Below are 14,141 nucleotides of genomic sequence, written 5' to 3' on the forward strand. Positions count from 1 at the left end.
CCATCCGCATATCGCATGCCACACGGTCTACAGCGACAGGTGACCATCCGTCAGCAAAACGGCAGATCTACCACCCCAAAGAGCTGATGTCAGTATCGACCAGGACCAGGACCTTCGGCGGCGCACTCGGGCTCTCCTCGCCACCGCCCCGGCATCCGCCCGGCGCCGGGCAGGGTAGAGCGACGCTCGTGCCATGCAGCAGGATTCTCCACCTGTCCGCCCCAGCACGCCGTCGACGAGACCAGCACCACATCGCCGCCGTGCCCGGTCAGGTCTAGCGGTAGGCCCTCCGCCGGCTCCGGGTGGCGGCGGTCCAGCCCGAGGTTGGTCACCGCCGAGGAAGGTTCGATGCTCTGTGGTGCGCCGCCGAGGTTGAACGGCAGCTGCTCCAGGCCTCCGTGTGCGATCCTGTGCTCGATCCCGGTACGCCGGGCCGTCTGTACTGCGTACAAGGTGTCTTCGGAGCTGGTGTACGCATCGGTGTAGGTGACCGCCTCACCGGACCATCCCTCGCAGCGGCGGCATAACGACCGTTCGAATCCAGCCCGTACGCGGTGGGTCTACGCTGATCGCAAGTTGGTGTCGTGGTCACTGTCGTGGGTGGGGTCGAATGCACGGTTCGGGTGCTCTGGCGGGTCGACGGGTGGCCGTGACGGGTGGTTCCCGGGGGTTGGGCGGCGAGATCGTACGGGCGGCGTTGGAGCAGGGGGCCGTGGTCGCGGCGTGTGCGCGCAACGGCGAGAACCTGGCCGCGCTGGCTCGCGAGGTCGGTGACGCGCCACTGTTCACGTCGGTTGCTGACGTCGCGCAGCCGGGGGCGGTGGAGGAGTTCGTCCACTTCGCGGCGGGGGCTATGGGTGGTATCGACGGGGTGGTGGCCTGTGCCGGAGGCGCCCGGGGAGGTGGGCTAGACGGGGCGACGGCCAAGGACTGGGCGTGGACGTGGGAGGTGAACGCCGGGCACAGCGCGCGGCTGCTGGCGGCCGCGGCTCCTCATCTTCGGGCGGCCGGTGGAGGGTCTGCGGTGGTGATCTCGTCGATCTCCGGCTGGAAGCCGGGGCCACAGGCGCAGTACGGGGCGGCGAAGGCGGCCCAGCTCCACTTGGTGTCCTCGTTGGCTCGTGAGCTCGCGGCGGACGGGATCCGGATCAACGCGGTCTCGCCGGGGTCCATGTTGATCGAGGGAAAGCGCTGGGACCGGTTGAGGCGGGAGGCGCCGGGGGAATTCGCCAAGCTGGTGGCCGAGGTTCCGGGCGGGCGGCTGGTCACCCCGCGGGAGGTCGCGGAGGTGGTGCTGTTCCTGCTGTCGGACGCGTCCTCGGGGGTGAGCGGGGCGAACGTTCCGGTGGACCGGGCGCAGAACGCGCCCGGGCCGCGGGGATACTGATGCGGCGGGTGGTCAGGCCGCGTGTCCGAGGACGGGCCGGGCGGTGCGGCGGAACTCCCGGACGGCGGGGACGGTCGCGAACGGGGTGAGGCGGCGGTCGAGGTCGCGCAGTGCCTGGACGGACCGCTCGCTGTTGGTGTCCGCCAGATGCTCCAGAGCCTGGCCGGCGACGTGGAGCGCGGCGTCGAGCTGCTCTTGCTGGAGCAACGCGGTGGCGAGGACGGAACGGCTGATGGCCTGGCGTCGACGGCGGTCGTGGTTGGCCTCGACCGAGGCGCGGGCGAGGCGCTCGGCCTCTGTCGCCTCTCCGAGGTCGCGGTGGACCAGGGCTGCTTCGGCTTCGAGGTAGTGGGCGTCCAGGTAAGCCACCCAGGGGGATTCGGCAGCGAGGCCCTGGCTGGCGGCAAGCGCGGCGTGGGCGTCGACGAGGGCCTGGCCGGCCTGACGGCGATCGCCGAGCGCGGCGTGCGCGCGCGCGTGCATGGCATGCAGGCGCATCAGGCCGAGCGGGCTGCCGGTGCGCCGCGCGGTGGCGAGGCCGGTCTCGGCGAGATCGGCGCCCTCACGCGGGCTTCCGAGGCTAGTAGCGAGATGGGAGAGGCCCGCGAGGATCTGGCCGGCGAGGACACGGTCGCGTCCTTCCTCGCACAGCCGCAGAGCCTGGATCATGTAGCGCTGGGCGAGACCGTAGTCGGCGCTGTCGTAGGCGGACCAGCCGGCCATCGCGGCGAGTTTGGCGGCGCAGGTGAAGAGCTGCGCCCGCTCGGCGGCGGCCATGGTCCCGCGCAGGTGTGGCATGAGCTGATTCGCCAGGTACCCGGTGATGCTCGTGCGCACCCCCGCACCGCCGAAGCGGTTGTCCATCTCGTCGAACATGCCGATCATCGCAGTCGCCTGGGCGAGCGTGCCGCTGTCGGCGACCGCGGCGAGGCGGGCCGGTTCGCTGTCGAGCAGGTGCAGCAGCCAGCTGCGCTGCGCCGGCAGCAGGGCGGAGCCGACGAACGGGAGAGCGCCGAGAACGGCACGACGGGTGACGTCACCGTGGCTGAGCTCAGTAACCACGTGGAGAGCTTCATGCACAGATTGACGATACGTCAGAGCGCGCTCCGAAAAGAGCTTGTGCGGGTCAGCGGGAAAGCCGATCTGTGCGGGTTCGACTGGTCGGCCGAGGCGCGCGGACAGTTCCTCGGCGATGAATTCCGGCGCCCGGCCGCGCGGAACATCTCCGTGTCGGACCCACCGGGTGACCGAGGCCTTGTCGTAGCGAGTGTCCAGCCCCTGCGCGTGGGCACGGTCGTTGACCCTCCGCGCAAGGCCCGCGTTGGAAAACCCGGCCTCGAGCAGGGCCGCCGCCAGTGCGGGGTTGCCGTGCGTGTCGGGGTTCTGGCCTGCCATGGCTGAAATCATGCCGGTACGGAGCGTGATCTGTCAGGCGAACGCTGGATCAAGAACAGGCCCGAGTGCACCAGCGCACACCCGCACAACCCCCGCACAACCCCTTCTTGCCTTCACTCCGGGCGCCACACTGGGGACGGTCCACCGGTACCCCTGGCGGGCTTATCCGGCTGTGGCAGCCCCCGGCCTCACGACACTCATCCCCGCGATGGTGATCACCGGCCGAAAGCACGGCCGGGGACCTTGTCATCATGCACGGGAGGTACCGGACGTGAGCACCGCCGCCGTTGTGGAGCCGGAGAACCCTACGCTGCTGTGGCGCCGCCTCCAACGGCTGAGGGCCACGTCCTGGAGCGCCTTCCAGATCCATTTCGCCCAGGCCGCACGCCGGGCCGCCCACGAGAGCGGGAAGCCCCGCCTGGCTACGCTCGCCGTCTCCAACAACAGCTTCCGCCGCTGGGTCGCCGGCGAGCAGATGCCGCGCGGTGATGCCCGCGCCGTCCTGGAGCATTGGTTCGGCCAACCCGTCGCGGACCTGCTGGGGCCCGCGACGGGTCTTCCCGCCGCACGCATCCTGTCCGACGACACGCTGGCGCTCGCCCGCACTGAAAGCCGGCAATGGGCCACTTCAACGCTGACCCCAACCGAGTCCGTCCCCGGGACCGGCGGCCACTGGCGTCTCGACGGAATCGCCGCCTTCGATCCCACCAGCGTGACCGTTCAGCTGTACGAGGCCCGCCGGCGGGGAGAGATGCTGATCATCGACCCCGCCGACCACGAGCATCTCCGGCACCTGGTCGGCGGGTCCGGGCGCGCGCTTGTCCTCGCTGCCCACGACGGCGAGCTCCACCTGCTGGACGCGGCACACGCCCGGCGTCACCTCGCCTCACCCCACCCCTTGCCCCTGGTGCCGGTGCACCGCTCCCACCGCCTCGACGACCTCACCTACGCACTCACCTGGGCCCTGCTCCTGGCCGACGACGCACTGCTGGCAGACGACCACGCCATCGAGGAGCAGCAGGAGGCGCTGGAGCAGTACCGGCGGCTCCCACGATCCGCGCCAGCCCGCGCCTCCATGCCCGACCTGCGCGCCGTCACCAGCGCCTTCCTGGGGTCCGAGTTCTGCGCACGGCACATCCTCGACCTTCTGGAGGCCGCCGGAACGGTGCCCCTCTTCTGGACCAGGGAGCAGCGGGGCGAGCAGGCGGTGGGATGGCTGCTGTTCCGCCACAAGCACGCCTACCTGCGGAATGCCGGCGCCCGGTTCGGTGTGCGCGGGCCGCGCCGGATGGCCCGGGCGTTCTGCATCCCCGCCAGCACGGTGGCAGGAACCGATCCGTACGAGCGGGTCCTGCTGTTCCTGGCGGTCGCGATGATGGAGCTGCACGGCCTGGATGTGTGGGTGTCCGCCGACGAGGCCTACGCCGACGTCGAGGGCTTCGTCCTCGTACCGGGGGAGCGCGCGATCGTCGCGAACTGGGTGGCGGGCAACGCGATGTGGCGGGTGGACGCCACCGACGCACCGGGCGACCTGCTGGGCTACGAGCAGCTGCTCGACGATGCCCGCGCGACCTCGATCATGCGCGGCGACAACCCGCGTGACCGTCTACGGGCCCTGAGCGAGCACCTCGGGCTCGACTGGGCTGGGCTCACCGGTCGTTGCGGGGAGCTCGCCGCCACGGGAAGCAGCGCGATGCTGCGTCCGCGCAGCCGCCACCTGACGCTGACGGAAGTCGACCGAACGCTCGCCTTCGTCGCCTCCCTGGAACACCGGTGAGCGCCGGCCGCTAGGCTCCGCACGGAATGGCCCCTTTGACCCGACGGCAGACGCGAGGACGAAGCCGATGACCCAGCACCCCCCGACCGTCCTTGTCGTCGGACTCGGCGGCACCATCGCCATGATCCCCGCAGCGACCGGAGGCGGCGTCACACCCGCCCTGGGCCCCGATCAGCTGGTCGCCGCGATCCCGGGTCTGACCCACCTCCCCGTCTCGGTGGAGACCTGGAACGCCGCCCAGGTGCCCGGCGCGTCGCTGACCATCGACACCATCGCCCACCTCGCGGTCGAACTCGCCGACCGCCTGCAGTCCGGCCGCTACGCGGGCGCTGTCGTCACCCAGGGCACCGACACCCTGGAGGAGACCGCCTACCTGCTCTCCCTCCTCCACTCGACCGACCACCCCGTCATCGTCACCGGCGCCATGCGCGCACCATCCCTCGCCGGCGCCGACGGACCGGCCAACCTCCTGGCGGCCGTCACCGCAGCGGCCGATCCGCAGCTGCGAGGCCTCGGCCCGCTCGTCGTCTTCAACGACCAGATCCTCGACCCGGTCCGCACCCGCAAGACCCACTCCACCAGCACCGCCGCCTTTGCCGCCCCCGACACCGGCCCGCTCGGCCACATCGTCGAGGGCCGCGTGCACCTTCTCGCCCGCCCCATCCCGCGCACCCCCTACCCTCTGCCGTTCACCCGCCCGGCCCGCGTCGGCCTCGTCGCACTCGGCCTCGGCGACGACGGCGAACTGTTGCGCGCAGCCGAGGGCCGCTTCGACGGTCTGGTTATCGCCGCCTTCGGCGCCGGCCACGTCCCCGCCGACCACGTCGAACCCCTCCAGCAGACCGCCGCACAGATCCCCGTCGTCCTCGCCACCCGTACCGGAGCGGGCCCCACCCTCACCCGCACCTACGCGTTCCCGGGCTCCGAGAGCGACCTCCTCTCCCGCGGCCTGATCGGCGCAGGCCGCCTCGACCCGTACAAGGCCCGCCTCCTGCTCACCGTCCTGCTGCGCACCGGCGCCGACACCGCCGGTGTCCGCGCGGCCTTCGCCGGCAAGGAGGCATGACGTGCAGTCCCGGCTCGCCCGTGAGGGCCGTACGTTCGTCCTCGCGTTCGCCGACGGGGACGACTTCCTTGCCGAGCTCCAGCGCTTTTGCCAGGTCGAGGGTGTCGCTCAGGGCTACATCCCGATGTTCCTCGGAGGGTTCCGCACGGTCCGGCTGGTCGGCGCGTGCGCGCCGCTGGCCGACCCCGAAGCCCCGGTGTGGGAGGAGGTGGCCCTCCAGCACGTCGAGGCACTCGGCGCGGGTACGCTCGCCCGCCACCCGGACACCGGCGGGTTCGACCCGCACATCCACCTGACGGTCGGGCTCAAGGCCGAGCAGGCGGTCGGCCACACCAGCCACCTGCTCGGCGCCGAGGTGCAGTTCATTCAGGAGATGGTCGTCGTCGAGCTCCTCGAACCGGAGCTGCTACGGCCCCGCGTCGGCCCCCACCGGATCCCCACTCTCAGGCTCGGCGGCACCGCATCCCGGTAGGCCCCCCGGCCGAGGGGCTCCGGGTCAGGCTCCCAGCGCTGCGAGGTCCGCCCGCAACGCGGCGAACACCTCACCGGCCAGCATGAACTCGTCGTGCGACAGCGGACGTTCCGCGGCGTCGAGCGCTTCCCCGGCTTGTTCGGCGCTGCCCACGCCGACCAGCACCGTGGTGCGTGCGCTGACCTGAAGGCAGTACCCGAGCGCGGCCCTGACCAACTGGACCGGATCCGCACCGAAGTGCTCCCTCAGGACGGCGAGGTGCCCGTCGACCACCCGCCGTGCGACCGGCCTGAACCAGGGGTGCCGCGACCGAAGGTCACCCGCATCGAACACCGCCGGGGACCCGGCCGGGTGAAGACCGGTGAGCAGCCCGTGCACGAGCGGACCATGGACCACAACCTCGCAGTCGGTCCGCTCCGCGAACTGGAACAGCGACTCGTCCCCAATCACGGTCAGCGGAGACAGGTCGACCATGGCGACCTGCAGAACCTCCGGGCGCAGCTGCTCGTGGAGCGCGAGGAACCGGGCGTGCCGAGCGGAGGCGTCGCCGCGGTCCCCGGCTGCGGGCACGGGGATGCCAATGCGCCGGGCCCAGCCGGTGTCGCGCAGCGACAGCATCGCCTCAACCGCTTCCTGGGATCCCTCGTTCCCCGGGCCGGCTCCCACGTCGGCGAGCGCCACGAGGTCGAGCTCCTCGACACCCGTGTTCTCCGCGAGCTGTTCGAGCTGGTGGCGCATGTGCACGGCCCGCAGGGGATGCGAAGCGGTCCCGCGGTAGACGCCAAGGCGGGCCGAGAGCCTCAGCTCGGCGGCCTCGCTACCCAGGTCCGCCCGGAAGCGGCCGATGAACCGCTCCGCGCGGCCCAACCCGAAGGCGTCGCAGCTGTCGAACCAGCGGACCCCCAGCTCCCACGCCCGGTGTAGCGCGGCAACCGCCTCATCGCTGGCCACGCCCTGGCCGCCGACCGGCATCCCGTCGATGACAGCCGGCCCGCCAAGCGAGCGAGTACCCACACCAACGCGCCGGGCCAACAGGTTTGACGGCAAATCCATCGTCACAAGGGCTCCCGGGTCGACGAGTCTCTGGCACGCCAGGTTGCCACCCGGCCGGGTGCCGCCACACCCCTCGCTGAGGTCGTTCCGGCGTCGTTCCGTGCTTCCCCGGCCCAAACGCGGAGCGATTCGGCAGGGGATCTCGGTCATCCGCCTCCGTCGGGCCTCACTGGGCAATGGGAACGACGCCGGAACGACGAGTCAGCTCGTAGCGACGACTCCGCCAAGAACGCGAAGGTTGCATTCCGCGAGAGCGCTTCCGGCCAACCACCGAAGTCCGTAGCTCACGGGTAAGTGCAGTCGCGGACCGCACCGCTCGCAGCATTGCCATGAGCCTCCGCCTCAGCCCGAACTGCGCCGAAGGCAAGGTGCCGCTGCGGGCTACGACCGTGCCGCGTCCGGCGGACACCCCGACAGCCTGACTCCGAGCAGAAGTACATCGTCGTCGTGACGAGAGGAGGTGCACCGATGAGGACTATCACATGGCAGGACACCGCCCACCGTCCGACGGGATCTCATGGTGACGGCCTACCAGTCGCGGAGGGCCTCATGCAGCTGCAGATTGGGCGCCCTCTCCCGGATTCCCCACGATCCACGAGCATCGAGGAGGCACGCGACGGCCTGCCTTCCACCGGCTTGGGCGGCGCGAGGGATGCCATACCGGCGGCCGGGGGGGCGTCAGAGGATGTTCCACCGGTAGTCGGAGCTGTCGCCGGTCAGGTGATGGATACGCCGCCGAACCTCCGCGAGGGTGGTACCACCCGGAGCTGCGCGTTTGGCGTTGGTGGTGATCATCCGGAGCTCTCGCAGCCCGACGAGAACCGGGTAGCCGTCCCACGTCGTGATGTCGAGGCCGTACTGGTCGGCGAACGCCGCGTAGTGCGCCCGGCCGTAGCCGAATCGCCTGCAGTGGATCTCGACGGTAACCAGGTCCCACTCCGGCTGGCCGAACGCCGTGGTGTCCCAATCGCACAGGACTGCCTTCCCGTCGCTGGTGTGCAGGGCGTTGCGGTGTTGAGGGTCTCCCTGAATGATCGAGGGCCGCAGCAGGTAGGTGAGCCCGGGGAGGTCCGTCTCCAGCCGGTCCACGTGGTGTGCGAGGTAGTTCCGCTCGTCCGCGGTGAGGGCGGTGGCGGCGGCCAGGGAGCGCCGGATGGCGGCGACGGTGTCCACCGGTGGCAGTCGAACGGGTGGATCGGTCAGCTGGTGCAGGGTTTTCAAGGGGCCGGCCAGTTGCGCGGCGGCGACCGGGTGGTCGGGCTGGGGCAAGTGGGTCCAGATCGTGGCCAGGTGGCCGTCGGCCTCGACCGGCTGGCGAACCGGGTGCAGGCCGACGGTCGGGAAGCCCTCCGCGGCGAGCCAGGTGACCAGGGCAACCGTTCGGTGGACGGAGTCGGCGGGTGTTCCGCGCCGGGCGATCTTGACCACGGAGTGTTCGCCGGGCAGGTGGTAGACGGCGTTCGTGTGGCCGCGCAGCAGTACCGCGCCTTCCGGGTCGAGTCCGGCCGTTCGGCACACCCTGTCGAGGACAACCGCAAGGTGTGCGGCTTCGAAGCCGCCGGCCGTGACTTCGGTAATGGTCATGGTGGTCAGACTTTCCTACGCCGCGCGGCGCTGTCACCCCTGCCCGGCGGGCAGGGCGAGCAAATCAGTGAGTTGGCGGGCCGAACGGCCCGCTTGCAGCCGGACGGGCAGCATCGCGATGACCTCGCGTGCCCGGGCGCCGAGGATCGCGGTCCGGTGCGCTCCGGGCACCTCGGTGTAGGCGTGGACAGCCAGCTGCAGGGCCTCCGTCGGACTGTGGTCCATGACCAGGCACATCGCTTCCTCCAGGCGCAGCAGGGCCGGGTCGATGCCCGTGTGCCCCTCGGGGTAGAGGGCCAGTGCTTGCTGCTGGGCGTGGCGGGCCTGGCTGGTCTCTCCGAGCGCGGTGTGTGCCCCGGAGAGGTAGAGCCACAGTCGGCGTTCGGGGAAGGCCCAGGCGTCATCCTGGTGTGCGGGCTGGCAGTGCTCGAAGAGGTCCTGGGCCAGGCGGATGGCGGCCTTCGCGTTGTCGTGGTCGCCGAGTCTGGCGAGCGATCGGGCCTCGGCCGCGACGGCGAACACCGCGGTCGCGCCGGGTCGGCCCCGGCTCAGCAGGCGTGCCTCGCGGGCGAGCTGGGCGGCGACCAGGAGAGGCCCGTAGTAGTAGGGGAGCATGGCGGTCTGCACACGGACGCGGGCTCGCAGCTCCGGGTTGCCGGCGTCGTCGGCGGCCAGGCGAGCGGTTCCGTACCAGCGCTGCGCTTCGGGCAGCCGGCCGAGCTTCATCATGGCATCGGCCACCAGGGTGGCGGCGACCGCGGTGAGCTCGGACAGGCGGGCCTGCGCGGTGGCCGGCTGCCGTTCGGCGGCCAGGGCCTGGATGTCGTCCAGGTCGCCGAGGAGGTGCTGGATCATCTGCTCGGGCGGAGCGGTGACGTAGAGGCACCGGGCGTGGAGAAGCCGCTCGTCGAGCAGGTCCAGCTCGCCCGGGCTGACCGTCGAGGCGGCGAGGGTGCGGTTGATCGCGCGGCGGGTCCGCTCCGCCTGGTCGTACACCGGGTCCGGCTGCAGCGGTCGGTGCGTCGGCGCGCCGACCATCTCGGCGCCGGCAGCGGCGTGGCCCTCCAGGCCGAGTTCGCGGGGCTCCACCTCGTAGAGGGTGCACAGCAGCTTGACGGCCCGCTCGCGCGGTGTGACGCCGAGGTCTTCCCAGGTTCGCAACAGCTCTCGGGTTCCCTTGAACGGCGCCTCGCCGCGCTTCTCCGCGAGGGCGACAAGGCGGGTGACGGCCTCGGGGCGGCTCCACCCACGGGCCTCCCGATGAGCACGCAGGGCGCTGCTCCCGCAGCACTCCCGCAGAGCGGCCACCAGCACGGGAAGGCCGCCACTCAGTACGTCGGGCGACGTCCGCAAGCGCCGTACGCAGGACCGACCGTGACCATTCGTCATACCGGCCATTGTGCGCGTCCCAGCGGATACCTGGTGCCCGGATCGCTGCGAAGCCGGGTCGAAACGGCCCGGTTTCGACGCGCGAACCGGGCCGAAGCCCGAAACCGGCCCAGGTTCTGGCCTGGAATGAGCTCCCTGGCACGGCTTGGACCAGTTGCCGAGCCCGTCCGGCCCAGCGAATCTGTCCAGGCCCGAGCAGCATCCCGGAACTCACCCGTCCGTCCTCGGCCCCGCCGCTGTGCCCGGCCGGCACCCCGAAAGGGGGAAGGCATGATCTCCTCCAGGTCTGACGCTCCTACCGACGCTCTGAGCCACACCCATCCCGGCGGCCGCGGTCGCGGCCGGCTGCGGGACGGAACGGGGACGTTGCTCCTGTCCGCGGAGGACCGCTCCGCCGGCGCGGCCAGGCGTTTCACCCGCGACGCCCTGCGGATCTGGCAGCTGGACCAGCGAGTCGCGCTCCAGGACGTGCTGCTGGTCGTCAGCGAATTCGTCACCAACGCCGTGAACCACCGGCCGCCGTACGTCACCGACTGCGAGATCCGGCTGCGAATCGGCCACGTGCCGGGCGTCCTCGCCCTCAGCGTCGAGGACCCGCACCCCGGCCTGCCGGTCGTGAGAGAGCCGAGCAGCACCGCGACCGGCGGGAGGGGCCTGCGGCTCGTGGAGTCCTACTGCGACGAGTGGCTGGTCCTGCCCACTGCGGACGGCGGGAAGCAGGTCTGCGCGTTCTGGGATCTCCGGCCGGCCCCGGAGGTACGCGACACACAGCACCACAGAGGCAACCTCGCGGCCTCGGGCTGACGCGCCGCCTCTTCGACCACGACCTCCCGACTTCCCTTGGGGACTCAATGACCAGCGCAACTCCGACCACACGGTCAAGGCGCCGCCCCGACTCGGCGCCGTCGCTGCACATCCGGGACCACCCGCCCGACCACCGGTTCTCGGCCGAGCTGTGTGTGCGCACGGCGCCCGGAGCGGTGCCGGTGCCCGCTCCGCCACGGCACAGTGCCGTCGTGCCGACGCTGGCGGCGGCGGGCGGATGGGCCGAGACCACGCTCGACACCGTGCTGCGAGGGCAGTTGCTTCGGCTCGCCGGTCGTGTCCGGAGCAGTCAGGATGTCGGCGCCCCGGCGCTCATCCCGCCCGCGTCCACGCGTACCCGACCGAGACCCGCCGCCTACCGCCGTACGGCCCCGTTCCTGCGACCGCCCGCCTCCCGAGCCGACTGCCCCAGAAGGACCCGACACATGCGAGCGACCATCTCACCCCCACGGCGCGCCTTCTCGGCCCCCGTCTCCGCGCCGGGCATCGGACAGCGGTCATGACAGGTCTCCTGCTGCCTGTCGCCTTGGGCGGCGCTTCGACGGCCGGGTTCTGCCTGGCTGCCGTGCGGGGGCGCGGTTTGAGGCGTCGCGTGGCCGACCGGGACCGGACCATCGCCGAGCTTGACCAGAGCGTCGCTGACCGGGACCGGACCCTCGAAGCGCTGGCCGTGGCACCGATGCCGTCCTTGCTGGCATCGGTCGAAGCCGCCGCATGGCCTGGCCTGGCGATTCCTGCCGGGCTGGAGGGCACCGCCTTCCATGAAAGCCTTCGCGTGCTTCTCGAGGAATTCACCAAGGCGTTGCGCAGCGTCGAGTACGAGAGCGGCCTGGCCGCCGAGGCGCATGGACGGGAGGCCACGGCCGCAGCGGTCACCTCGGTGGCCACGAGTGTGGTCAGTCTCGTCTCCGACGTGAGCCGGCTGATCGGCGAGGCCATGCGGCGCCATTCCAGCGACGAGGTGTACGCGACGCTCAGTGGCATCGACCACGCCGTTCAGCAGGTCCTCCGTCAAGGGCAGGCGTTCCTGGTAGTGCACGGCGGGGTCCCGGGCAAACGCTGGCCCGCCCAGTCGCTGACCGACGTGGTACGCGGTGCCGTCGGCCGGGTACGCGAATTCGACCGGGTACGTCACCAGGAGCTGCCGTACCTGCTGGCCGGGCGAGTCGTGGAGCCGGTCGTTCACTCGATCGCCACGCTGCTGGACAACGCATTGCGCTACTCACCGCCCGGGTCCGTTGTCGAGGTCGGCTTCCTGACCGGCCACCACGGAGTCGCCGTTGTCGTCGACGACGCCGGTCTGCGGATGAACCCCGAGCAGCTGGCACAGGCCAACGCGATCCTGTCCGGCCACCAGCTGGTTGACGTCCACCGCCTGGGCCCCACCCCGGCCATCGGGTTTCCCTCCATCGCCGTGCTCGCCGCCCGGTACGGCTTCAGCGCCGCGGTGGAGGCCCCGAACGCTTACGGCGGCACCCGAGGGCTCCTGTTCATCCCCCATCACCTCTTGGCGGTGCCCACAGAGACACCCGAGCCTGTGGCTCAGCCCGTGGGCCGCGGCGAGCCCAGGCCCGTGTCCGCCGCCACAGCCGGCGGCCTGCCCCGGCGCGTGCGCACCGACGCGGCGCCGACCTCGAGGCCGGCCAGTGCGTTGAGCACCTCACCGCCGACCGCGGCCCCCCTCACCGCCTGGGCCTCCACCGCCCGGCGCGCGCCCGATTCGACAACCCCCAGGGAAGAGACACGATGAACCCCGCCACCCACACCCCCAGCCAGCCCCCCATCGACTGGATGCTGCGCGACGTCGCAGCCCTCACCGGGGTGCGGCACGCCGTCGTCGCCTCGGCCGACGGCCTACTGACCGCATACGCCGGAGACATCTCCAGGGACGACGCGGACAAGGTCGCCGCGGCCGTGTGCGGCATCCAGTCCACCGCCCGCACCCTGGCGCCCCTCTGCGGGGACGACACCAACGCGCTGCGACAGTGCGCCCAAGAGTTCGACCAGGGATGGCTCTTCGTCGCGGCCGCCGGACAGAACACCCTCCTCGCGGTGGCCACCGAGCGACATGTCGACGTGAGCGTGGTCAGCCACCGCATGACGGACCTGTCGGCCCGCCTGGGCGGCCAACTGTCCACCCAGGTCCGCACCGAGGGCGGCACCCGGCCATGACCGCAGGGCGGGACACGGGCCTGGTGCGCGCGTACGTGAAGGCCGGCGGGCGCTCGAGCGCCTCCCGTTGGATCGACCTCGCGTCCCTCGTCGTCGCGGCCGGCGGCCACCATTCGAGCCTCGGGCCCGAGCAGCGTCAGATCATGGCGCTGCTCGGTACTCGCGGGGCGCTGTCGGTCGCCGAGGTCGCCGCACACCTGGAGCTTCCGCCCTCCGTTGCCAAGATCCTCACCGCAGACCTCATGGACCTCGGCTGCCTCGCCGCTCCGGCCCACCACAACGCTCCCGCCACCGACGTACTCGAGGAGGTGCTCCGTGGACTCCGCAACCTCATCGTCTGACCCCCTCTCGCGCCTGCCCGCCACCGTCATCCGGTCCGTCAAGATTCTTGTCGCCGGGCACTTCGGCGCAGGGAAGACCACCCTGGTGGGCAGTGTCTCGGAGATCGCGCCGCTGCGCACCGAGGAGCCGATCACGCGCGCCAGCATCGGTGTGGACGACCTGGCGGGCCTGCCCGCCAAGAACACGACGACCGTCGCGATGGACTTCGGGCGCCGCACCTTCGGCAGCACCGCGCTGTACCTGTTCGGCACACCCGGCCAGGAGCGATTCGCGCCCGTGTGGGACGACCTCTCCCACGGCGCGCTCGGCGCCCTCGTCCTGGTCGACACCCGCCGCCTGGACGCCTCCTTCGGCATCCTGTCAGCGGTCGAGGCCCGCGGCCTGCCCTACGCGGTCGCCGTGAACGAGTTCGACGACGCCCCGCACCACCCGCCCCCGGAGATCCGCGAAGCCCTGGACCTAGCGCCCGCCACCCCGTTGACCCACTGCGACGCCCGCGACATGCCGTCCTCGGTCCACGCCCTGATCACGCTCGTCGCCCACCTTTCCCAGCCGTCGGGAGCCCTGCAGTGACCACCGCCCCAGTGATGGCGCTGGTTGAATCTCCCCAGGTGGTACTGGGCGGTGGGCCAAACCTGCTGGGCTTGGTTCCCCACCTTTTGGGTGGTGTCGGTCGGCG

13 protein-coding genes are annotated in these 14,141 nt (G+C 71.4%); 9 read left to right on the forward strand and 4 right to left on the reverse strand.

Annotated elements, in window-relative coordinates; translation table 11 throughout:
• The first annotated feature begins 610 nt into the window (after window positions 1–610).
• Entirely contained in the window at window positions 611–1,387 is a 777-nt protein-coding gene (locus ACZ34W_RS37615; RefSeq protein ID WP_465610852.1) for an SDR family NAD(P)-dependent oxidoreductase, read from the forward strand.
• Window positions 1,388–1,399: 12 nt separating this feature from the next.
• Here ACZ34W_RS37615 and ACZ34W_RS37620 read toward each other — a convergent pair whose 3' ends face one another.
• Window positions 1,400–2,782, reverse strand: a complete 1,383-nt coding sequence (locus ACZ34W_RS37620) for a hypothetical protein (RefSeq protein WP_465610854.1) — start codon at window positions 2,780–2,782, stop codon at window positions 1,400–1,402.
• Between the two features lie 271 nt (window positions 2,783–3,053).
• Here ACZ34W_RS37620 and ACZ34W_RS37625 point away from each other — a divergent pair, with 271 nt between their 5' ends.
• From ACZ34W_RS37625 to ACZ34W_RS37635, 3 genes are all read left to right on the forward strand, one after another.
• Entirely contained in the window at window positions 3,054–4,559 is a 1,506-nt protein-coding gene (locus tag ACZ34W_RS37625) for a transcriptional regulator, XRE family protein (protein WP_465610856.1), read from the forward strand.
• A 67-nt stretch (window positions 4,560–4,626) separates the two neighbouring features.
• Window positions 4,627–5,625, forward strand: coding sequence for an asparaginase (locus ACZ34W_RS37630; RefSeq protein ID WP_465610858.1), 999 nt, complete (start codon window positions 4,627–4,629; stop codon window positions 5,623–5,625).
• Window position 5,626: 1 nt separating this feature from the next.
• Window positions 5,627–6,097 (forward strand): PPC domain-containing DNA-binding protein, encoded by a 471-nt coding sequence (locus ACZ34W_RS37635; protein WP_465610860.1) that lies wholly within the window; start codon window positions 5,627–5,629, stop codon window positions 6,095–6,097.
• A gap of 24 nt (window positions 6,098–6,121) precedes the next feature.
• Here the strand turns inward: ACZ34W_RS37635 and ACZ34W_RS37640 are convergent, their stop codons facing one another.
• The 3 genes from ACZ34W_RS37640 to ACZ34W_RS37650 all read right to left on the reverse strand — a co-directional run bounded on the left by ACZ34W_RS37640 (window position 6,122) and on the right by ACZ34W_RS37650 (window position 9,895).
• The gene (locus tag ACZ34W_RS37640) at window positions 6,122–7,300 is read right to left on the reverse strand and encodes an aldo/keto reductase (protein ID WP_465610862.1); all 1,179 of its coding nucleotides are present in this window, start codon (window positions 7,298–7,300) and stop codon (window positions 6,122–6,124) included.
• A gap of 528 nt (window positions 7,301–7,828) precedes the next feature.
• On the reverse strand, window positions 7,829–8,734 hold the full coding sequence (locus ACZ34W_RS37645) for a phosphotransferase family protein (protein ID WP_465610864.1): 906 nt from the start codon (window positions 8,732–8,734) through the stop codon (window positions 7,829–7,831).
• Between the two features lie 33 nt (window positions 8,735–8,767).
• Window positions 8,768–9,895: an XRE family transcriptional regulator gene (locus ACZ34W_RS37650; RefSeq protein WP_465610866.1), complete on the reverse strand. Its 1,128-nt coding sequence runs from the start codon at window positions 9,893–9,895 to the stop codon at window positions 8,768–8,770.
• Window positions 9,896–10,489: 594 nt separating this feature from the next.
• Between ACZ34W_RS37650 and ACZ34W_RS37655 the strand changes: the two genes are divergently transcribed.
• From ACZ34W_RS37655 to ACZ34W_RS37675, 5 genes are all read left to right on the forward strand, one after another.
• Window positions 10,490–10,927 (forward strand): ATP-binding protein, encoded by a 438-nt coding sequence (locus ACZ34W_RS37655; protein ID WP_465610868.1) that lies wholly within the window; start codon window positions 10,490–10,492, stop codon window positions 10,925–10,927.
• Between the two features lie 520 nt (window positions 10,928–11,447).
• A complete protein-coding gene (locus tag ACZ34W_RS37660) occupies window positions 11,448–12,698 on the forward strand; it encodes a hypothetical protein (protein WP_465610870.1) in 1,251 nt (416 codons plus the stop codon).
• Window positions 12,695–13,120, forward strand: coding sequence for a roadblock/LC7 domain-containing protein (locus ACZ34W_RS37665; RefSeq protein WP_465610872.1), 426 nt, complete (start codon window positions 12,695–12,697; stop codon window positions 13,118–13,120). The genes ACZ34W_RS37660 and ACZ34W_RS37665 overlap by 4 nt, the downstream gene beginning before the upstream one ends.
• Complete coding sequence (locus ACZ34W_RS37670; protein ID WP_465610874.1) at window positions 13,117–13,461, forward strand: DUF742 domain-containing protein; 345 nt, start codon at window positions 13,117–13,119, stop codon at window positions 13,459–13,461. Before ACZ34W_RS37665 ends, ACZ34W_RS37670 begins: the two co-directional genes overlap by 4 nt.
• Entirely contained in the window at window positions 13,436–14,035 is a 600-nt protein-coding gene (locus ACZ34W_RS37675) for a GTP-binding protein (protein WP_465610876.1), read from the forward strand. Before ACZ34W_RS37670 ends, ACZ34W_RS37675 begins: the two co-directional genes overlap by 26 nt.
• The last annotated feature ends 106 nt before the right edge of the window (window positions 14,036–14,141 follow it).

This window comes from Kitasatospora sp. NPDC022856, assembly GCF_055561235.1.